The 15,234-nt window shown below is 54.0% G+C and carries 14 protein-coding genes; 5 read left to right on the forward strand and 9 right to left on the reverse strand.

Features of this window, described 5'->3' with window-relative positions; genetic code table 11:
* Positions 1-7 precede the first annotated feature (7 nt).
* Genes RHK62_RS10010 through RHK62_RS10025 form a run of 4 tightly spaced genes read right to left on the reverse strand, consistent with a single transcriptional unit; the run spans position 8 to position 3,885 of the window.
* A complete protein-coding gene (locus RHK62_RS10010) occupies positions 8-742 on the reverse strand; it encodes an SDR family oxidoreductase (protein WP_310453673.1) in 735 nt (244 codons plus the stop codon).
* Entirely contained in the window at positions 739-2,097 is a 1,359-nt protein-coding gene (locus RHK62_RS10015; RefSeq protein WP_310453674.1) for an FAD-binding oxidoreductase, read from the reverse strand. The genes RHK62_RS10010 and RHK62_RS10015 overlap by 4 nt, the downstream gene beginning before the upstream one ends.
* Positions 2,075-2,482 (reverse strand): GtrA family protein, encoded by a 408-nt coding sequence (locus tag RHK62_RS10020; RefSeq protein WP_206199777.1) that lies wholly within the window; start codon positions 2,480-2,482, stop codon positions 2,075-2,077. The genes RHK62_RS10015 and RHK62_RS10020 overlap by 23 nt, the downstream gene beginning before the upstream one ends.
* Positions 2,479-3,885 carry a UbiA family prenyltransferase gene (locus RHK62_RS10025; protein ID WP_310453675.1) on the reverse strand — a complete coding sequence of 469 codons (1,407 nt, stop codon included), beginning with the start codon at positions 3,883-3,885 and terminating at the stop codon, positions 2,479-2,481. Before RHK62_RS10025 ends, RHK62_RS10020 begins: the two co-directional genes overlap by 4 nt.
* 239 nt (positions 3,886-4,124) lie before the next feature.
* Here RHK62_RS10025 and RHK62_RS10030 point away from each other — a divergent pair, with 239 nt between their 5' ends.
* Genes RHK62_RS10030 through RHK62_RS10050 form a run of 5 tightly spaced genes read left to right on the forward strand, consistent with a single transcriptional unit; the run spans position 4,125 to position 7,394 of the window.
* Positions 4,125-5,084, forward strand: a complete 960-nt coding sequence (locus RHK62_RS10030; RefSeq protein ID WP_302678044.1) for an SPFH domain-containing protein — start codon at positions 4,125-4,127, stop codon at positions 5,082-5,084.
* Between the two features lie 3 nt (positions 5,085-5,087).
* On the forward strand, positions 5,088-5,357 hold the full coding sequence (gene purS / locus RHK62_RS10035) for a phosphoribosylformylglycinamidine synthase subunit PurS (protein ID WP_297047835.1): 270 nt from the start codon (positions 5,088-5,090) through the stop codon (positions 5,355-5,357).
* 5 nt (positions 5,358-5,362) lie between these two features.
* Positions 5,363-5,968, forward strand: a complete 606-nt coding sequence (locus tag RHK62_RS10040; protein WP_302676104.1) for a hypothetical protein — start codon at positions 5,363-5,365, stop codon at positions 5,966-5,968.
* Positions 5,965-6,690 carry a phosphoribosylformylglycinamidine synthase subunit PurQ gene (gene purQ / locus RHK62_RS10045; RefSeq protein ID WP_302678045.1) on the forward strand — a complete coding sequence of 242 codons (726 nt, stop codon included), beginning with the start codon at positions 5,965-5,967 and terminating at the stop codon, positions 6,688-6,690. Before RHK62_RS10040 ends, purQ begins: the two co-directional genes overlap by 4 nt.
* A 23-nt stretch (positions 6,691-6,713) precedes the next feature.
* Positions 6,714-7,394, forward strand: coding sequence for a C40 family peptidase (locus RHK62_RS10050; protein ID WP_315862929.1), 681 nt, complete (start codon positions 6,714-6,716; stop codon positions 7,392-7,394).
* Here the strand turns inward: RHK62_RS10050 and RHK62_RS10055 are convergent.
* From RHK62_RS10055 to RHK62_RS10075, 5 genes are all read right to left on the reverse strand, one after another.
* The gene (locus tag RHK62_RS10055; protein ID WP_206199783.1) at positions 7,391-8,554 is read right to left on the reverse strand and encodes a GuaB3 family IMP dehydrogenase-related protein; all 1,164 of its coding nucleotides are present in this window, start codon (positions 8,552-8,554) and stop codon (positions 7,391-7,393) included. The genes RHK62_RS10050 and RHK62_RS10055 overlap by 4 nt on opposite strands.
* Before the next feature lie 112 nt (positions 8,555-8,666).
* Positions 8,667-9,566, reverse strand: coding sequence for a hypothetical protein (locus RHK62_RS10060; protein WP_302676106.1), 900 nt, complete (start codon positions 9,564-9,566; stop codon positions 8,667-8,669).
* A gap of 144 nt (positions 9,567-9,710) precedes the next feature.
* Complete coding sequence (gene glyS / locus RHK62_RS10065) at positions 9,711-11,894, reverse strand: glycine--tRNA ligase subunit beta (RefSeq protein WP_310453676.1); 2,184 nt, start codon at positions 11,892-11,894, stop codon at positions 9,711-9,713.
* Between the two features lie 12 nt (positions 11,895-11,906).
* On the reverse strand, positions 11,907-14,054 hold the full coding sequence (locus tag RHK62_RS10070) for a polyribonucleotide nucleotidyltransferase (RefSeq protein ID WP_302678049.1): 2,148 nt from the start codon (positions 14,052-14,054) through the stop codon (positions 11,907-11,909).
* Positions 14,055-14,124: 70 nt separating this feature from the next.
* A complete protein-coding gene (locus tag RHK62_RS10075; RefSeq protein ID WP_302678050.1) occupies positions 14,125-15,150 on the reverse strand; it encodes a hypothetical protein in 1,026 nt (341 codons plus the stop codon).
* Between the last annotated feature and the right edge of the window lie 84 nt (positions 15,151-15,234).

A 15,234-nucleotide genomic window follows, 5' to 3' on the forward strand; every position in this document is an offset into this window, starting at 1 on the left:
GGGCGGTTTACAGAGACAGTCGCTTAAACAAGGGTTCAGGAACCCAACGAATGATCACCATGACCCAGCGCCAAATGGGTCGCACATAGATCACATCTTTCTTTTTTTCTATGGCTGTGTAGATAGCAGTGGCCACTTCCTCAGGCTCCGCCGTCAGCAAGGGGGGCAGTTTTGTGCCCTCGGTCATCCGTGTCCTCACATAGCCCGGCAAAACCGTTAAGACTCGAACCCCCGATTTGGCTAAGCGCTGCCGCAACCCCGACAAAAAGGCTGTAAACCCCGCCTTGGCAGAGCCATAGCAGTAATTCTTTGCCCGCCCCCGTTCCCCCGCCACCGAGGAAATCCCCACTAACGTCCCAAACCCCCGCTGCTCAAACACATTAGCAAAGAGACTCAAAATAACGGCTGGCCCCTCATAATTGGTGCGCATCACTTCAAGGGTAAGGGATAAATCTTGCTCACATGCCTTTTGGTCTGGCATGAAGCCAACAACGCAGATCACGATCGCTGGTTGCTCCGGGAGTTGCTGGATAAAACTTGCATGGGTCTCCACCGCTAAAACATCAAATTCATGGACACTGACGGCCACGCCGTAGCGTATTTCCAGATCTGCTTTATCTGGTTCTAGGCGACTCACCTGCCGTGCCGCCAATTGAATCGGATAGCCTTTAGCTGCAAAGCGGTGGGCGATCGCCCGCCCCATATCGGAAGTTGCCCCCAAAATCAGCACAGGCGCCCTCATAGATGTAACCTCTTCGACTGTTCCGACGCAAAGTTGACCTGCCACTGATGGGCATTCCTAACTTGAACAAACCTCTCTACCCGAGCATCGGACTGGCGCAAGCGCATCGGCGTTAAATGGCTATCCTTGGCAAGGTAAAAGCGACCCCCATAGTGTAGGGTGATCTCCTCCAGTTGATCCAAAACCTTGAGGGTGCGTTGCGACATCGGAAAGTCCAAGGCCAAGGTATAACCCGCCATGGGAAATGAAAAATAACCCTGTTGATCCCCCAACTTCTTCAAGACCGCCAGAAAGGATCCCGCTCCTGCAGCTGACGTGCAATGCAGTAAGGCCGATAAACCTTCACGGGCAGTGCTCAGGGGCAAGACACATTGGAACTGGACAAAACCGCGCCGCCCATAGATGCGATTCCATCCCAATAAGCTATCAAGGGGATAGAAGAAGCAATCCCAATCCACAAAGGACTGACCCGCTTTGCGTTGACTGTTGAGGAAATACAGTTGATTAAAGGCACGCACGGTCAATGAATTCAAGGCACCATTGGGAAAATCCACGGGAATCGAGAGTTTGCGTCGTTGCGGAGTCCGCAGTGGCCTTTGGCGATATTTGGCTGGCAACTCCTCCCGTGTGGCGTGTTCGCCCAGCATGAGCACAGACCGTCCTAACTGCGAACCAGTCGCCAGACAATCAATCCAAGCCACGGAGTAGGTCACGTCCTGAGCCGCCTCAAAGAGATCAATGACCTCGTCTAAATGCTTGGCGATGCGGGTGGTTTGGCGAATCCAAGCGGTTTCAATGGGGCGCAAGCGAAAGGCTGCCCTGAGGATCACCCCCGTCAAGCCCATTCCCCCCACCGTCCAGTAAAACAAATCCTGATTTTCGGAAGGGGAGCAGCGATAAATTTGCCCCTCGCTGGTGAGGAGATCCAGCCAGTCCAAACTGTGAACAAAACTGCCCTCTTTGTGGTGATTCTTGCCATGAACATCAGCCGCAATCATGCCCCCCACGGTGACAAACTTTGTACCGGGGGTAATCAAGGGAAACCAACCGCGAGGCACAAAGATCTCTAAAATCTCCGCCAGCAGCACCCCCGCCTCAGCAATCAATTGACCCGTGTGCGGATTAAACCCCAATAGGCGATTGAAGTGGCGCATTTGCAGCGTTGCTTCGCTATTGAGGGCGCTATCGCCGTAGGCGCGGCCATTACCGCGGGCAATGAGCGACAAGCCACTGTTGAGCAGCTGCAGAATTTCGGATTCTGAGCGCGGACAATACACATGACAGGTCTGCACAGGATAACGTCCCCAGCCGCAGAGCGGTTGTAGATAGCTCCTATGGGTGATGGGAAAAGACATATCGTTTATCTAAGTGATACTTGACCACGTAGCCAATGGCTAGACCAATAATGGCGCCAATTTCGCGCATGAAATGGCTTTGCCAAATCAACCAAAAGACAGTTTCAAATCCCCAAAAGATGGCGGTTGTGAAAATCCCCATCGAAGCATACAGACTAAATTGACGGCTATAGTGATGCACACCCTTTTTATGATCAAAAAAAATCCAGCGCTTATCCAGATAGTATTTCACTACCAAACCCACGAGGGTACCCACTGCCACTGCGGTTATAAAATAAGGGAAACTATTATCAATGAGTAATATCACCCTTTGAAAAAATAAATTCATAAAGGTGGCAATAACCGCAAAAACTGTATAGCGAATAATCAGAGTTTGCAAACTCATAGAATCCCACCAAGAATAAAAAGAACTAGGCAGATCAAGAAACAAATTTGACTTTGGCGATCTTTAATTGCATAAACAATTGGATCATCGTGCATCAAACCCCGATGGGTAATCATAATGGTTCTTGTAATCCAGTATAGAAGCACACAGCAAATGCCCCAGAGCACCTGTGGTCTTGTGTAAAGAAGCTGCACTTGGGGAGAGTTGATATAGAGCGCCAGCACCAAAATTGAGACATAACCCGCCCCAATGGCCATCATGCTAATAATCGGCAAATCGTCAATGTGGTAGCCCCGACCACTGGCCTTGAGTTGTTTGCGGTGACGATGATCCACCAGTTCTGCTTGCCGCTTGACTGTTGCTAGGCAAAAGAAGAAAAAGATGGAGAAGGCCAAAAGCCAGACACTGAGGGAAATTCCTGTGGCAACCGCACCCGCAAAGATGCGAATGGTGTAAAGACCAGCCAGCGTGCAAATGTCAATAATAATCCGTCGCTTTAGGTAAAAGGAGTAGGCAGTTGTGAGACCATAATAGGCCAGCAGAATGCCCAGAAATGGCCAACTAATGGTGGTGGCGATCGCCATCCCCAGTCCTAAAAGCACCAAAATCATCCAGATGCCATGACAGAGGGGAAGATCTCCAGCAGCAAAGGGACGATGACGCTTGCGGGGATGGGCGCGATCGACCTGCAAATCCAAAAGATCATTTAAGACATAGACACTGGACGCCGTCAGACTAAAAGTAGCCGCTGCCACCAGCGAAATCCAAAAGGTTGGTAAATCAAATTGATGTGCCGCGAGCATTGGCACAAAGACCAAACTATTTTTCACCCATTGATGGGGGCGGATTTCTTTCAGGTAGGGTTGAATGCTTCGTTTTGCAGTACCTAGATGTTCAACATTAGAATTAACTTGCTCTACTTTCTTGCGCAGCCGAGGTGAGGCATTGACGGTAATTGCTTTGGCCGCAACTGCCCACACAGGCAAATCAGCCTCAGAATCCCCCATGTAGATAAAATTTTTCTCACCAAAACGCTCTACGATAAACCTTGCTTTATGCTCTCCCTTCAAATTAAGCTGGCCATCAGACCCATAAACCTCATCAAAAAGCCCTAAATGGGCAGCAATCTTATCAGCAATGAGTTGATCAGTGGCAGTGATGAGAGCAACCTTACCCCCCTTTGCTTTCCAAGCTTGGATATACTGAATAACCTCCGAGTTATAGGGCAGTGCTGTAACATCTATTTCAGAGAGTTTAGCTAATTTTCTTTTGATTTGGGCGCGATGAAAGCTTCTTATTTGAAAGAATATAACTAGAGACTGAGCCAAAGAAGAACAGATTAATTCCAGCAAAATATCCGTCTTCAGCAGTGTATTGTCTAGATCGATAAGAAGATAAACCATCTTTTACCGTTTAAGACTTGCGCTATGTTCTTGGTCAGCTTAAAGTAAGCTACCGCTTAACCCATTTTTTTCCATGAGCTGCATGATGGTATTAACCGAAATCCTTGCTCCATGGTGCCAGAATCAGCACTCCTAGGTCAGCTAAAGGCGAGTAACAGATTATGAATTAGTCGCTGCTGTAGCCCAACCTAGGCCGCCAGCTACTAGAGTAGTAGTGAACTGATTCGGGAACGGAAACTATGGGTGAACTCTTTGGCCTGCTGTTTCTACTGGGGTTTGGAGGCTGGGGTATCGCTAACTCTGTGCGCATTGTCAATCAGGGCAATATGGCCTTGGTGGAGCGGTTAGGCAGCTATAGCCGTCGCTTGGAACCGGGGCTAAATTTTACAGTGCCGTTCCTTGATCGCGTGGTCTTTGAGCAAACGATTCGGGAAAAGGTCTTAGATATTCCGCCGCAGCAGTGTATCACCCGTGACAATGTGACGATTACCGTGGATGCCGTTGTCTATTGGCGGATTATTGATATGGAGCGCGCCTACTACAAGGTGGAAAACCTGACGATGGCAATGGTGAATCTGGTGCAAACGCAGATTCGAGCAGAAATGGGGAAGCTAGAGCTGGATGAAACCTTTACCGCCCGCACTCAGGTGAACGAGAATCTCCTGCGGGATCTGGATATTGCTACCGATCCTTGGGGGGTGAAGGTGACCCGTGTGGAGCTGCGGGATATTGCCCCCTCGAAGGCGGTTCAAGAGTCGATGGAACTGCAAATGTCCGCTGAGCGCAAAAAACGCGCTGCGATTCTCACCTCTGAAGGGGAACGGGAAGCAGCGATCAACTCGGCTCGAGGTAAAGCGGAAGCTCAAGTGTTAGCCGCCGAGGCCGAACAAAAAGCCGCTATTCTGGCAGCGGAAGCAGAACAAAAAGTGGTGGTGTTGCGTGCCCAAGCGGAGCGCCAAGATCAGATTTTGCGTGCCCAAGGAACTGCAGAAGCAATGAAGATTATTGCCGCAGCACTGCGTGAAGATCCGAAGGCGAAGGAAGCGCTCCAGTTTCTCCTTGCTCAGGGCTATTTAGATATGGGACGCACCATTGGCCATAGTAATAGCAGTAAAGTACTATTTATGGATCCCAGCAATATCCCGGCCACAATTGAGGGTGTAAAATCCCTCATTGAACAGCCCTCCCGTGAGGTATAACCCATGACACAATTTCAGGCACAGGTTTTTGTGACCCTGCGACCATCGGTGTTAGATCCGGCAGGAGTGGCAGTACAGGCGGGAATTCATCATCTCGGCTATACAAATGTGCAATCGGTGCGCATTGGCAAACTGGTGGAACTCACCCTAGAGGCCAGCGATCGCGCCACTGCCGAGGCACAACTCACCCACATTGCCGATCAACTGTTGGCCAACCCCGTGATTGAAACCTTTCGCATTGAATTGCAGGAGCTGGCAACTGCCGCAGGATAGGCACGATGTTCAACTGGTGGGATGATCTATTAGCCAGTATCGAGGCGGGCATCAAGGCCGGGATTGAATCGGGATTACAGTCCTTGGCGGAGACCCTTGCCCCCTTGCTTCAGGTACCGGAACCTGCAGCCCCGTTCCAACGCATTGCCCTTTTTCGGGCGGGTGTCGATCAACCCATTGCTGGCTCTGGTCTCAGGGTTGAAGGCGCCGCTTGGTATCTGGAGTCCCACTGGCCGCAAACAATTCCCCTCTTTGAACTGCCGGAAGCCCACCTGTGGTTGGAAGTGCCTTCTGCCCAAGGGGGAGATCAGTTGCTCCTGTGTCGCGCCCTAGTGAAAACCGGGATGCTGCCTGAGGGAGGGCAACTGGTTCTCAGCCGCAGTCAACCCTTTGGTTGGACATTTTCGCGCACGGTTTCCCTCGTGGGCGATCGCGATTGGCATCTGTGTGAAGTGCCTTTTCACCTGAAACCAGAACCCCAGACCCCCGGCTTGATTAAAATTGGGGTGGAATTCATGGGACGCGGTGTGGTCTGGCTACGGGATATTGAGCTACTCCATGCCCCTGCCAAGTTAAAGCCGATTACTGACGTGATGGATGGATTGCTGTGAGTCATGCCCTAAACGTGGGGATTGTGGTTTTTCCCGGATCCAATTGCGATCGCGATGTGGCCTACGTCACGAGTGAGATTCTCGGCTGGCCCACTCAACTGCTGTGGCACGAAGAGACCCATCTGAGTGACTATGATTTGATTGTGCTACCGGGGGGCTTCAGTTTTGGTGATTATTTGCGCTGTGGGGCGATCGCCCACTTCTCACCAATTATGTCCGCCGTCAAAGACCATGCCGCCGCTGGCAAATGGGTGCTGGGCATTTGTAATGGGTTTCAAATCCTGACCGAGGCCAAACTGCTCCCCGGTGCTCTAGTGCGCAATCGGGACTTGCATTTTATTTGCGATCGCGTGTATTTGCGCTTAGAAGCCAAGGAACGCCCGTGGCTACAGGCCTATGGCGATAAAACGGTGATTCGCTTGCCCATTGCCCACGGTGAGGGCTGCTACTACGCCGATGCCGCCACCCTCGCTGAACTGGAAGCCAACCGCCAAGTCCTCTTTCGCTATGCCGATGCCCAAGGGAACGTCACCCCTGAGAGTAATCCCAATGGTTCGCTCAACAATATCGCGGGTATTTGCAATGCTGCTGGCAATGTGTTAGGAATGATGCCCCACCCTGAGCGCGCCGCTGACCCCGCCTTGAGCCACTCCCCCAGTGATCACACGTTGGATGGCCTGCAATTGTTCAAATCGCTTTTGATGGCTGCGGCTGAGGTTTAGAGGTGTTTTCGTCTTTGGAGGCGATGCAACTTCATCAACTGACGGCAACCGTCAACCTCTATGATGCCCCCACGGGCGATCGCTTGGCGACCCAAGGGGCAGCAGGACGCTTGCTCTGGGCACCTGCTTTGGGGGCTGAACGTACCTACGTGCAACTTGCTGAGGATGAATACTGGGGCTGGCTGGATCCACAGGATTACCGCCATCTCACACCCGCCACTCAGTCCTATCAACCCATTGCCCGCGATCGCGCCTACATCGAGGCTGTCCTTGAAGAGGTGATTGCCTTTTGCTGCGCGGCACAGCAGGTTCCCCATGAATATCTCTGGGGCGGAACCGTTGCTCCCAACTACGACTGTTCTGGCTTGATACAGGCCAGTTTTGCCAGTCAAGGCATTTGGCTGCCCCGTGATGCCTATCAGCAGGAGGCCTTTGCCACGCCCCTAGGGAGCAACTCCATTGAGGAAACCTTACCCCAGCTTCAGCGGGGTGATCTGGTGTTTTTCGGTACGCGTGAAAAGGCGACCCATGTGGGTCTCTATCTGGGGCAGGGACAGTATATCCATAGCTCTGGCAAAGAATATGGCCGCAATGGCATTGGCATTGATACCCTCTACCCCAGTGAAGATCCCGTCAGCATCGCCTATCAGCAGCAGTTTCGCGGCGGTGGCCGCATTGACTATAGCTATCTGCCCCTAGGCTAGCGCCCCATCCCCAGTTTTTGCGCTTTTTGATAGACCTTGCCTTCCGTGAGCAGGGAAGGAGCAATGACAATCTCCACCTGCTGCATTTCCCGCAGATCCTTGGCGCCAAGGGTGCCCATACTGGTTTGCAATGCCCCAAGAAAGTTGTGGGTACCATCATCCAACTGAGCCGGTCCCCGCAGAATCTGCTCAAGGGTGCCAGTGGTGCCGACATGAATGCGCGTCCCCCGAGGCAGCACCGGACTAGGCGTGGCCATCCCCCAGTGATAACCGCGACCGGGGGCTTCTTTGGCACGGGCAAAGGGGGATCCCATCATCACCGCATCTGCGCCGCAGGCAATACACTTGCAGACATCGCCACCCGTGACAAGGCCCCCATCGGCAATCACAGGCACATAGCGTTGCGTCTCTTCAAAATAGGCATCCCGTGCCGCTGCACAGTCAGCGATCGCCGTGACCTGAGGCACCCCCACCCCAAGCACGCCCCGGGAAGTACAGGCTGCCCCCGGCCCAATCCCCACCAGAATCGCTGCTGCACCACAGTGCATGAGACTGAGGGCCACCTCATAGGTGACGCAATTCCCCAAAATGACGGGCATTGGCATCCGTTCACAAAAAGCAGCAAGATCGAGTGGTTCTGTCCCCTCAGGGGCAAGGTGAGCCGGTGAGACGACCGTGGCTTGGACAAAGAGCAAATCGGCCCCCGCCGCTGCCACAACATCGCCAAAACGACTAGCCCCCGCTGGGGTTAAACTGACGGCAGCAATCCCCCCTTGGGATTTGATTTCTTGAATGCGTTTTTCAATGAGGTGGGGCTGAATCGGCTGGGCATACAACTGCTGCATCAGGGGCACAAATTCATCAACACTGACGCTGGCAATGCGTTCGAGAATCGGTGCTGGATCTTCGTAGCGGGTTTGAATCCCCTCAAGGTTGAGGACGCCCAGTGCCCCCATTTGGCTGAGTTTGACGGCCATCGTAACATCCACGACCCCATCCATGGCACTGGCAATAATCGGAATTTCCCGTTCAATGGAACCAAGGCGCCAGCGGGTATCGGCCAGCTGGGGATCAAGAGTGCGGTTGCCGGGGACAAGGGCAATTTCATCAATACCGTAGGCGCGACGGGCGGTGCGATGTCCCCCTAGTTGAATCGTCATGGTGTTCCTCGCAGTAGGTGGGCTAAAGGATCAAGTACGGTGTCTAAGTTGTTGTTGACAGTGCAACAAATTTACAAAAATTTACAACACTTCGACAAGCCATGCCTTGGCGCTAGTTCAATGGGGGATTGGGCGATCGCCGAACCGGGCGAAAGGAGGTCGGACGCGGCGATGTGGGCGATGAACCGGGACGCTGAGGGCGCTGGGGACGGGCTGGCCGTGCCTTGGCTTTCTTGGGCTTCTTGATTTTGCGGGGGGGCAAAATACCCACCGTGGCTGCCTCCTGAACCACTAGACTTGTGCCCTGTCGCTGTACCTGAAAGTCCCAAAAGTATCCGGGTGACTTCATAGGCACGGTTCCTGTGAGTTTCAGTTTGAAAGCTTTGGGTTTCTCGCCCCGCCGACGCGGCAACTGTTGAATTTTAACGACGACAAAGTTCTTTTCTTGGGAGTTGAAGATCACTTCTCCGCGTACAGAAAAGTAGCCGTCATTGACGCCGGGATCCGCTGCTGCGGCATTGGCCTGTTGCAGGCGTTCCGGTTCCCATACACCCACAATTTGCAGGTGCAGCTTCACCGCTTCTTTGTCAACGTCGCGGGTGCGGGGATAGACCACCCAGAGGTGGGGTTCATTCAGGTCGAGATATTTTTTAATCAGGTTCATCACCTGCCCCAAGAGGACGGTTTCAATTTCCACGCCATCCTCGGTCATCATCACCCCGCGGTTGAACTCCTCCTCCGAAGCGGGTACATAGCGACCGCGCACAACCCCGATCGCCCGATATTGCATCCGTTCACTGGGGGGCGGGATCGGCTGGGGACGGGAAGGAAGATCTTCTTGCTCAGAAATCGCTTCTTCAGGAGCAGTATTGACCTTGGGCGGTGAGCTACCCGCTACCGCAACACCGAGAATTTCTGGGCGAGATTTGGTTTCTAACTCAGGGGAAGGCGTTGGCGGAGTCGCTGGGGTCTTCTTGGCGCGGGGGCGCTTGGCCGGGGGTTCAGCAGTCATGGCAATTCTCGCAAACAGTCTAAACACCAACTGAGCACCTGTTCAGATGAACAGGCCACGGCAATTCTCAATTGGGGTACTCTCAATTATGCGTTGCCGCTGTGAGCTAAGCAACACTTTTGTTCCTGCCAAAAGTTGTGAGAACTATGAGCTGGATGCAACGCTCTCGATTTGGACGATCGCCCCAAAATCGCCAATAATTGCCGCACAATTGCGCAATAGACCAAGGAGCGCTAAGCGATTGGCACGTACCGTTGCATCCTCTGCCATCACCAGTACACTTTCCTCGCCATCGAAGAAGCGACTGACAATCGGAGCCAAGGAGGCTAGGGCACGAACAATCTCGCCATAGGCGCGCTGCACTTGAGCTTGCTGGACGGTGGGCAAGATGTCCTTGAGGGCGGCATAGAATTCCTTTTCAATGGGGGCTGCGAGGTGCTTGGCCTTGACGGCACGGATATTCAGGCAGTCTGTCCCTAGGGTGCCTTGGCGTGCCAAGCGAGTTGCCCGGTTTACCGTGGGGTAAATCGTCATCAGTTCACCGGATTGGCGCAGTTTTTGGAGAAATTGGGCGCGATCGCGGGCATCCACCACATCCCTGAGGGCACGCGTCTGCAACCCCGGCTGATCCTCTGGAATGACGGCATTCACCAAGTCATACTCAATGCCGAGTTCTTCTTGCAGTAGGGTTCGCAGCCGTTGGCTAAAAAACTGCCGCAGTTGCTGCTCTAAGTCAGCGGCACTGAGCTTGGCGGCAAATTGGCGACAAAAGGCTTGGGCAGACTCCTGTAGCAAAGCGAGGAAATCCAAGTGATGTTCCCCCTGCCAGAGAATGGTGATCACGGCATTGGCAGCCCGCCGTAGGGCAAAGGGATCTGATGACCCCGTGGGACACAGGCCGATACCAAAAAGGCAGACAAGAGTATCCAAGCGATCGGCGAGTCCCACCACCTGACCCGTGAGACTTTGGGGCGGGCGATCGCCAGCAAAACGCGGCAGATAATGCTCAAAAATCCCCGTCGCCACCGCTGGCGCTTCCCCGGAGACCGTGGCATACACTTGCCCCATGTAGCCCTGCAGTTCCGGAAATTCCCCTACCATCTGCGTCACTAGATCCGCTTTGCACAGGCAGGCCGTGCGTTCAATGGCAGCAACGTCCGCAGCCGCACAATTTAAGGCGGTGGCAATTTGGCGAGCCAGCACAGTTAGCCGCTCCACTTTGTCGGCCATGGATCCCAATTCATCTTGGAAGGTAACCGTGGCTAGTTTGTCGCGGTAGTGCTCTAGGGGCTGTGCCGTATCCGCCTTGTAGAAGAACTCGGCATCCGCTAGGCGAGCACGAATCACCCGCTCATTCCCAGCACGAATCAAGGGGGTGGCCGCCGGGTCGCCATTGCTAATCGTGATGAATACAGGGAGTAGCGCTTGGCGAGTGGCATCGGTGTACACGGGAAAATACCGCTGATGGGACACCAATACGGTGGTAATCACCTCAAGGGGCAGGGCAAGAAACCGCGCTTCAAAACTTCCCAAAACCGCCGTTGGCCATTCCACGAGGTGGGTGACTTCCTCCAAAAGGGGCACCTCTAAATCCACCCATCCCCCCGCTTCCGCAGCAAGGGCAGCAATTTGCTCGCGAATCCGTTGCTGGCGAACCTCTGGATCCACCAAGACTCCCGCCGTTTCAAGGGCAGCTTCATAGTCTTGGGCATGCTTGAGGACAATAGCCCCTTGAGAAAGGACGCGATGGCCATAGGTGGTGCGATCGCTGGCAATGCGCACGGAATGGCTCTCCAAGACCAAGGGCAGCACCTGATCCTCCCACAGCAGCACTAGCCACCGAATGGGACGCGAAAACCGCAAATCCCCATCCCCCCAGCGCATGAAGCGGGCACCCTCAAGGGCGGCAATCCACTGTGGTGCCAACTCGGTCAATCGTTGGGGCGTCGGTTGGCCGGGGCGAACTTGCTTGAGATAGACCACCTCCCCTTTTTCCGTGGGACGGATTTCAATTTCCTCAAGACGACCTTGGCGCGATCGCAAGAACCCCAATAGGGCAGGGGTAGGTTCCCCCTCGCGAAAGGCCACGCTGGCCGCTGGCCCTTTGATTTCAATTGCTTGATCGGGTTGCTGGGGCGGCAACCCCTCAATCAGTACCGCTAAGCGGCGCGGGGTTGCCCAGACTTTGACTTCCCCCTCCAGTCCCTGTTCCTTGAGGGTTTGGGGAATCAGGGTGTGCCACTGGCGCAGGGCACTACTGACAAAGCGGGCGGGGAGATCCTCGGTTCCCACCTCTAGGAGGAACGTATGCGGTGATGACTTGGGCATGGTGACCATGGGCTAGATAACGGAGCTACTGCGGGCGGCTTCGGCCTCGTCGGGATGAATACCAAGGCGGGTCAAGTTAATGCGACCTTTGCTGTCCACCTCACGGATTTTGACGACAATTTCATCGCCAATTTTCACTTCGTCCTCGACTTTGCCAACGCGATATTCCGCCAACTGGGAAATGTGGATCATCCCCTCCTTGCCGGGGAGAAACTCGACAAAAGCGCCAATGGGAATAATCCGCGTCACCTTGCCCAGATAGACATCACCGGCGTTGAGCTTTCGCGTCAGACCCTCAATGGCCGCCCGTGCTTGCTTGGCGTTGGTTTCATTGGGGGCAGTAATGGTGACCAGCCCTTCTTCACTAATATCCACCTTGACGTTGTATTGCTCGGAGATACCGCGCACGGTTTTACCACCGGGACCAATGACAAGGCCAATCATATCGGGGGGAATTTGCAACGTCAGCAGTCGTGGCGCACTGGGGGGCAGTTGTGGACGGGGTTTGTCCAGCACCGCCAGCATTTTCTCAAGGATATGGAGCCGTGCCGGACGTGCCTGTTCGATCGCCTGCTTGATCACGGCAACGGGCAAGCCAGTAATTTTCATATCCATTTGCAGGGCGGTAATACCGCTATCGGTGCCGGCTACCTTGAAGTCCATGTCGCCAAGGAAGTCTTCAATCCCCTGAATGTCGGTGAGGATGCGCACCTCATTGCCCTCCTTGATCAGCCCCATGGCCGCCCCACTGACGGGTTTACGGATCGGTACCCCGGCATCCATCAAGGAGAGGGTGGAACCACAAACGGATCCCATGGAGGTAGAACCATCGGAAGAGAGCACCTCCGACACGACGCGAATCACATAGGGAAACTCCTCTTTGGGAGGAATGACCGGTTCGAGGGCACGCTCGGCGAGGGCACCATGGCCAATTTCCCGCCGCCCGGGCGATCGCAGGGGTTTGACTTCACCCACAGAGTAGGGGGGAAAGTTGTAGTGGTGCAGATAACGTTTGCTGTCCTCCGGATGCAGATCATCGAGGGCTTGGGCATCGGCAGGAGAACCGAGGGTGGTCACAGACATCACCTGCGTCAAGCCGCGATTAAAGAGGGCACTGCCATGAACCCGCTCTGGCAGAACCCCCACCTCACACCAAATGGGACGCACTTCATCGAGACGGCGGCCATCCACTCGCACCCCTTTTTCAATAATTTGCTGCCGCATGAGTTTCTTCGTCACGGCCTTAAAGAGGGTAGGCAGGGCTTTCGGGTTTTCCGCTGCCGCCACTGCGACCGGGTGATCCGCTGGCAGGGCAGCAATTTCTTGGGCGATCGCCCCTTGCACCTCATCGAGGGCAGCATCGCGAACATTTTTGTCCTTTTCAAAGCGTTTGAGAATGGCTTTGACCGGTTCAACAGCGCGATCGTAGATGAAGTTTTCCAAGGTGGGGTCGATCGCCGGCGGTTCCGCGTGGACAATGTCAATGCCCAATTCCTTGAGGAGATCCCGCTGCGCTTGAATCAGGTCTTGGATCACCTCATAGCCAAAGTCAATGGCTTCAATCATGTCGGCTTCGGGCAGCTCATTGGCACCGGCCTCCACCATCACCACGCCATCGGGAGAGCCGGCCACGACCAGATCTAAGCCACCGCGCTCAATTTCTTTGTAGGTGGGGTTGATAATAAACTCATCCCCCACAAGGCCCACCCGCACTGCTGCCATTGGACCATTAAAGGGAATTTGCGCCAAAAGAACAGCGATCGAGGCTCCCGTTACCGCCAATACATCGGGGGGAACATTTTCATCCAAGGAAACCGTCGTGGCTACTACTTGCAGATCATCGCGCAACCATTGGGGAAAGAGGGGGCGCAGCGGCCGGTCAATCAGGCGACCAATGAGAATCGCTTTTTCGGGGGGGCGACCCTCACGCCGTAAAAAACCGCCGGGAATCCGCCCAGCGGCATAGAGGCGCTCTTCGTAATCCACCACAAGGGGTAAAAAATCAATGCCTTCGCGAGCGGCGGCACGATTCGCCGTCACGAGTACAGCCGTTTCTCCCGAACTAATGAGAATGGAACCGGCAGCTTGGGGGGCAAATTTTTGCAATACTACCTTAATATCCCGCCCATCTAGGGGGATAATCTTTTCTAGACCCTTCATTGGCGTTCTATTTTTTCCTTCTTCCTATTTCTTTCTCTCTACTAGGATAGCCGCTTCTGCCACTCATCCGCTAAAGTTCAAGGATCAGCCGTGTGCCCCCAAGGACGGCAAGACTGGGGGTCGCTGTCCAGCTTTGGGTTAATAAAATTTGTATCAGTTCTGCCGATCGCCGGCTGCTGGGGCTGTCCTGTAACCCCAAATAGAAACTGGCAGAGTGGTGGCTATCTTGACCGAGCACTTTCAACAGATCATCAGCGTAGTGAATGGCTTTTTCCATCTGGGTTTGCAAGTTAGTCCACAGATCGACATTGCGAAGATTGCTCAGGGTTTCGGCCACCACATCTTGACGGTGTTGAATTAGGATGGTTCGCGGCTGTAGCTCTGGCGGTAAATCCGCAAAGAAAATGGCCGGGCCATAGCCAATGAGATGAACCATCTCCATCCATTTCGTTTGTGGCAGCAGCAATTGGCGGACAATGTGGCAGGCAAGGGCAGTAATAATTAACCCTTGACTATGGGCGACAAGGTACAATTCGGCTCCCGCTTGTAACCCCTTGACGATTTCATAGGCCAACCGCAGGGTGGGACGCGGCGCGCCGGCTGGAAAGGCACCGTAGAGATACTGGACAAAATCCCCCCAGCCTAATTTTTGTAGGAACGAGAGGTCAAGGAGTTTCGTTAAGTCAGCGGTGCTATTGATATCGAGGGGGCGCTGTTGCAGTTGGCTCGGTTGGGCGATCGCTAGAATATCGGCATCATCGGTCAGATCTTGAGTCACCAGTTGGCTAAGGAGTTTGGCATACTCATAGCGGCGATCTTTGCTGGGGTCTGGGGCTGGGGTCTGGAGCCAAAAACGGTAGAGTTCTGCCTTACCGAGGAAACTTTCCAAGAGATCCGCTTGGAAGCCATGGGTCTGATTGTGAATGCCCCGAATTTCTAAAGGATAAGTCGCTGTGAGTTCGGCAAGGCGGTTCAAATCCCGCCGTTGCTTGGCAGCATCGCTCCCTATCCCATTCACATGGAGTAAACGCCGCCGTAGGGGGACGCTCAGGGGGTTGCCGGGCAAAATAATCGTACCGTCTAGGGGAGAGGTCATAGGGAATTTGGAAAGTCTAATGAGAGAATTTGGTGAAACGCAATAAAAGGCGGCTAAATTGTGATCATCGTCACAGTCATTCTA

Source organism: Thermosynechococcus sp. HY213, assembly GCF_031460975.1.
In the GTDB taxonomy this organism is placed as follows: domain Bacteria; phylum Cyanobacteriota; class Cyanobacteriia; order Thermosynechococcales; family Thermosynechococcaceae; genus Thermosynechococcus.

Excerpts from the sequence above, each read along its gene's own strand:
- RHK62_RS10010 (WP_310453673.1), bottom strand. The coding sequence starts at position 742 with ATGAGGGCGCCTGTGCTGATTTTGGGGGCAACTTCCGATATGGGGCGG.
- RHK62_RS10015 (WP_310453674.1), bottom strand. The coding sequence starts at position 2,097 with ATGTCTTTTCCCATCACCCATAGGAGCTATCTACAACCGCTCTGCGGC.
- RHK62_RS10020 (WP_206199777.1), bottom strand. The coding sequence starts at position 2,482 with ATGAGTTTGCAAACTCTGATTATTCGCTATACAGTTTTTGCGGTTATT.
- RHK62_RS10025 (WP_310453675.1), bottom strand. The coding sequence starts at position 3,885 with ATGGTTTATCTTCTTATCGATCTAGACAATACACTGCTGAAGACGGAT.
- RHK62_RS10030 (WP_302678044.1), top strand. The coding sequence starts at position 4,125 with ATGGGTGAACTCTTTGGCCTGCTGTTTCTACTGGGGTTTGGAGGCTGG.
- purS (WP_297047835.1), top strand. The coding sequence starts at position 5,088 with ATGACACAATTTCAGGCACAGGTTTTTGTGACCCTGCGACCATCGGTG.
- RHK62_RS10040 (WP_302676104.1), top strand. The coding sequence starts at position 5,363 with ATGTTCAACTGGTGGGATGATCTATTAGCCAGTATCGAGGCGGGCATC.
- RHK62_RS10050 (WP_315862929.1), top strand. The coding sequence starts at position 6,714 with ATGCAACTTCATCAACTGACGGCAACCGTCAACCTCTATGATGCCCCC.
- RHK62_RS10055 (WP_206199783.1), bottom strand. The coding sequence starts at position 8,554 with ATGACGATTCAACTAGGGGGACATCGCACCGCCCGTCGCGCCTACGGT.
- RHK62_RS10060 (WP_302676106.1), bottom strand. The coding sequence starts at position 9,566 with ATGACTGCTGAACCCCCGGCCAAGCGCCCCCGCGCCAAGAAGACCCCA.
- glyS (WP_310453676.1), bottom strand. The coding sequence starts at position 11,894 with ATGCCCAAGTCATCACCGCATACGTTCCTCCTAGAGGTGGGAACCGAG.
- RHK62_RS10070 (WP_302678049.1), bottom strand. The coding sequence starts at position 14,054 with ATGAAGGGTCTAGAAAAGATTATCCCCCTAGATGGGCGGGATATTAAG.
- RHK62_RS10075 (WP_302678050.1), bottom strand. The coding sequence starts at position 15,150 with ATGACCTCTCCCCTAGACGGTACGATTATTTTGCCCGGCAACCCCCTG.